The 4,595-nt window shown below is 44.4% G+C and carries 3 protein-coding genes and 1 pseudogene; all 4 read left to right on the top strand.

Going from position 1 to position 4,595, the window contains the following annotated elements; translation table 11 throughout:
* Window positions 1-293: 293 nt before the first annotated feature.
* Window positions 294-1,664 carry a hypothetical protein gene (locus IEQ42_RS27105; RefSeq protein WP_228732054.1) on the top strand — a complete coding sequence of 457 codons (1,371 nt, stop codon included), beginning with the start codon at window positions 294-296 and terminating at the stop codon, window positions 1,662-1,664.
* Window positions 1,661-2,614, top strand: coding sequence for a PoNe immunity protein domain-containing protein (locus tag IEQ42_RS27100; protein WP_210706180.1), 954 nt, complete (start codon window positions 1,661-1,663; stop codon window positions 2,612-2,614). Before IEQ42_RS27105 ends, IEQ42_RS27100 begins: the two co-directional genes overlap by 4 nt.
* 195 nt (window positions 2,615-2,809) lie before the next feature.
* Window positions 2,810-3,754, top strand: a pseudogene (locus IEQ42_RS27095) (PoNe immunity protein domain-containing protein).
* Window positions 3,755-3,877: 123 nt separating this feature from the next.
* Window positions 3,878-4,483, top strand: coding sequence for a PoNe immunity protein domain-containing protein (locus IEQ42_RS27090; protein WP_228732053.1), 606 nt, complete (start codon window positions 3,878-3,880; stop codon window positions 4,481-4,483).
* The last annotated feature ends 112 nt before the right edge of the window (window positions 4,484-4,595 follow it).

Here is a 4,595-nt window from a genome sequence, read left to right as displayed (position 1 = left end):
AGCACGATCAGAGGAAAGAGCCGTGAATTAAAGACAAGAAGGGTCTGTTTTTCGGCCGACTTGGATTTTTTGAACCTCAAGCAGCGAGGGCCTCAAAAATCGGTGGGTACTTCAGACCTTCCTTAGGAGCCGTACCCTTTCTAGGTCAAGCGATCGACGCGTACGACACAGTAGAGTCCTCTATCGTCCTCTACAATGCGGAAACTGCAGACGGTAAAGATGAAGCAAAATTTGATTTACTCCTTGCAGTTATCGGCTGGATTCCTGGACCAGGTGATGGTCTGAAAAAAAGCATGCGCATAGTCAATAAAGATCCTCAGCGTTATGCCCCGGTTCTATTTGATTTGTTGCGTTTTGTATTGCAAGAGTGTGGTATCAAGACAAGTCCGGAGGAGTTGCTAAAAGAAGTATTCAACGCGTCGAAGCTCCGAGGTGAACTTGACGACATCATTAGCGCGGTAAAAGGTTCTTCAGCTTTCCAAAGCCTGCCCAACTGGGCTCAATCCGCAGTTGTCACCGTACTCGCGACCGCTCGCGACAACATGCCAGAAATGATCGGCATTGTGGAAAGGCGCTTAACAAAATGGAAAGGGATGCAACGTAATAGTTCCGCATTATCTTCAGGATCTACCCACCCCAAGAGGGTAGAAAAACCTGCTGGCAAGGACGCGACCGTAGCAAAAAATGGCAAAGACGGTCCAAGTTCCGCTCACTCCAACCAGCCTGCTAACACGAAGCTAGCCGTTGCCACCGCAGACATCCTCAACGAGGGCTTAGGTGTGTGCGGAGAGCATATCGCAGACTATATATGCGCAGAGAAATTTGGCTGGGGAAAAAAGTGGGACGGTCATGATAAAGGTTCAGAAGGCAAATGGCTGGACGGGAAACCGAACGGCGATACGCTTGGAAAGTTGTCAAAAGGTGGCAACCCCAAGGCTAGACATGTTCTATACAAACTTACAGATGGGGCAAATGGAACCGGAATCGACTCCATCTGGCGAGCGAACCCAAGTACAAACAATAATAAAAAATTCGCTATAGTTGAAGCGAAAGCTAGCAAGCGGGAAGACGCGCCTAAGTTTCTGCAAAAAATTGAAGGTTCAAAACCAAAGATTGCTTCCAAGCTAGGACTTTCCGGGGTTCTGGATCCTTCTGAACTTCTCGAACCGATTACGGATGACGCAGATCAGAATAAACCCGCCAAACAAAAGGCAGGTGGAAAAGCTGGCGGAAAATACGGTGGTAAATCAGGCGGAAAAACCTCAAGTGACAATGCAAAAGCTACTAACGACAAGAACATTCCGAGTGGCAAAAACAATAAAAAAACAGATGAAAAGTCAAAGAAACACATAGTTCAGATGAGTCGCGTTTGGATAACATCAAAGCTACCATTGGCGATAAAAAATATTGAACTACGAGAAAGCATCATGAAGTCCTATACTCGCCACTTATTTTTCACTCCTCTTTATCATAAGAGCCTCAGCCCCAAAGCGCATGCTGACGCTCAGCTGGCAAGTTCACATGAAGAAACTCACCGCGATCACGACGGGTTTCATTATGGCGAGGAGGAAGTAAGAGAGGCCGTTAATAAACGATTAGCCTCATTACGAAAAAAATATGGGAATTTGGACGTATTAAAAGAAGAGGCTAGAATACCAGCATGAACAGACGCCAAAAATTCATTTTCGACTCTTACTATCAAAAATCCATAAAACTTTATGACGAAACAGAATCCCGCTGGGAAAATGAAACCATGCAGGCGGATAACCCTGCACAGGAAAAGGCTCTTGGCACAGGCTACTTTAAAGATTCTGCATTCAATGCACTACTGATAAGCTATACCGCAGGGGAACCAATAGAAACGCTACTCCCAAGGCTAGAAAAGCTTATAACTTGCTATGAAATCTATCAGAATGCTCTAGCTTTGGAAGACGGCGAACCTGACATTTCACCATTAGCAATAGATGATTGGCCTGAGCAATATGAAGAGTGTGTCCAAGTTATCAGCCTATGCATATTACTGCATCAAAAAGATTTACTTATCCGCTTTGTCAACTTGATTGATCGCGCAGGATATGCACACGAAGATACTTTATACGAAGATCTTCTGCGCAAAATTCTTCCTGGACGGTCAGATCTTGATGAATGGTATCACGAACTTTATTCGCCGCTAGTGAAAGCAATTTACTCTGATGACGAAAAAGAAGCGAGCGACCTGCTACTTGAATACTGCAAAGAATGGTACCCCGCGTTCGGAAAACTACAAACCAACTGGCATGATAGCCACTTAGACATAGAAGATGATGATGGAAACTATGTTGGGTATTGGGCTTTCGAAGCCGCTGCTGTCGCTTTTCTGTACGGAATAGATGATCGTAAGATCAGTCATATGGTCTACCCTAAAGATTTAGTCGAATATGCTAGAAACTATCAATCATCAAGCTCCTCGCAAACATCTCGAGTGGACGCGGGAAAACCGTGCATAAAGTCAGGCTTTTGGTTCACTCCCGCTCAAAACGATTCTCGCCGTTACTTCAACCAAGGAGAAATCATGCCAAAGTTTGATAATTCTGCTTGGGGCGACACGATCTGGTATTGGTCTGGCGAAGAATAAGCTGCTCTACCGTTCGCTCGGCGCTAATTTTCCGGCGCTGAGCGAAGAATGCAAGAGAGCGAAAAACACACTTGGATATAGTGTCAGAACCATTCTGCACATTACTAAAATAAAAACCAAGTCAAAGCAAGTTGAAAGCATTTCACTGAAAAATATCGGCAATACTAATTTTTACCCTTGGGTGAAAACTCTACTATGAACGGAAGACAAGAATTTTTAACCGAGGCCAGATATTTCGATTTTCGCGATTACAGCGACGAAACCAAAGAGTTCTGGGCGAACAACACATTCGAGTCAGACACTCCAGAGCAAGAAGCCTCATTAAGAGCTACGCACTTCAAAAACGTAGCCTTAAAGAAACTGTTCATCTTGTACACCGCCGGATTAGAAATAACCTCGTTAACACCGCTTCTCGAAGAACTCATTACACACTATGAGAACCGCCAGAAAAAACTATCTCTATCTGAAAATATAGTAGATATATCGCCTCTTGCCATTGACGACTGGCTAGACGAGTACGAAGAGTGTGTTCAAGTAATTAGTTTATGCATTCTGCTGCGCCGCACAGATCTACTAAAGCGATTCGTCGAACTCTTTGATAAAGCAGGCTACAACGGTCAAGATGCTTTGCATGAGGATCTTCTCTGTAAAGTACTCCCCGACAGAGAAGACATTGACGACTGGTACCACGAAGTTTATACGCCTCTTCTTCAGGCCATCTACGCAGATGAAAAAGACGAAGCATCTGATCTGTTGACGGAATATTGCAAAGAATGGTACCCGGCATTTAAACAAGCTCCTTGGCACGACTCTCATCTGCAGGGTGACGAAGGAAGCTATGTTGGATACTGGGCGTTCGAGGCAGGTGCTGTAGCGTTTCTATACGGCATAGATGATCGCAAGATTAACCATATGGTTTATCCAAAGGATCTTGTTGAATACGCACGAGGCCATACTACTTCAGATAAAAATAACACCATCAACCGCATTGAAGCGGGCCAACCTTGTAGCAAAACAGGTTTTTGGTTTACGCCAGCCTAGGAAAACTCTCGCAGACATTTTCAACAGGGTGAAATCTTTCCTGACTTCACCGACTCCCGCTGGGGCGATACACTCTGGTATTGGTCAGGAGAAGAATAAATCGTTCGCTCAGCGCTTATTTTTCGGTGCTGAGCAAAACATACAGAAAACACATTTATATTAGAGATATGGGCTGTTGCTCTACAGTGACTTGCCGTTGCAGCCAAGTTTAGGAATTAATATATGCAGAAAAGACAAAAACTCTTCAGTGATGCCCACTACGAGAATTTCTTGAGAGAGCACGCCGAAGCTAATGAAATCTTAAAAACAACCAAATTCAAGTCCGACACATCCGAAGGTGAAGCAACACTTCGCTCAAGGTTTTCTCAACGTTTAGCACTTCGAAAGCTAATGGCGATGTATACAGCAGGCGAAGAAACATCCTCGTTGATTCCTCAGCTTGAACATCTAGTTGAAAAATATGAAATCCGGCAGGCGGCACTAGCCTTATCTGAGCAATCTCCTGAAGTTTCACCACTTGCAATAGACGATTGGCCACACGAGTACGAGGAGTGCGTTCAAATTATAGGCCTCTGCATTCTATTACATCGCACAGACCTGCTTAAGCGCTTTGTTAAGTTGATAGATAATGCTGGATATGCAGGAGACGATACACTGTACGAAGATTTACTCTGTAGAATATTACCTGATAGAGCTGATGTAGACCAATGGTACCACGATGTTTATTCTCCGCTAGTGCAAGCTATATATGCAAAAACAAAAGAAGAAGCCACGAACTTTCTAAAAAATATTGCAGCCAATGGTATCCGGCCTTTAAGGAAGGTCTGAAGTACCCACCGATTTTTGAGGCCCTCGCTGCTTGAGGTTCAAAAAATCCAAGTCGGCCGAAAAACAGACCCTTCTTGTCTTTAATTCACGGCTCTTTCCTCTGATCGTGCTG

Origin of the sequence: Pseudomonas iridis (assembly GCF_017980685.1) — a bacterium.
Lineage (GTDB): Bacteria > Pseudomonadota > Gammaproteobacteria > Pseudomonadales > Pseudomonadaceae > Aquipseudomonas > Aquipseudomonas iridis.
This window is presented reverse-complemented; position numbering and strand designations above follow the sequence as displayed.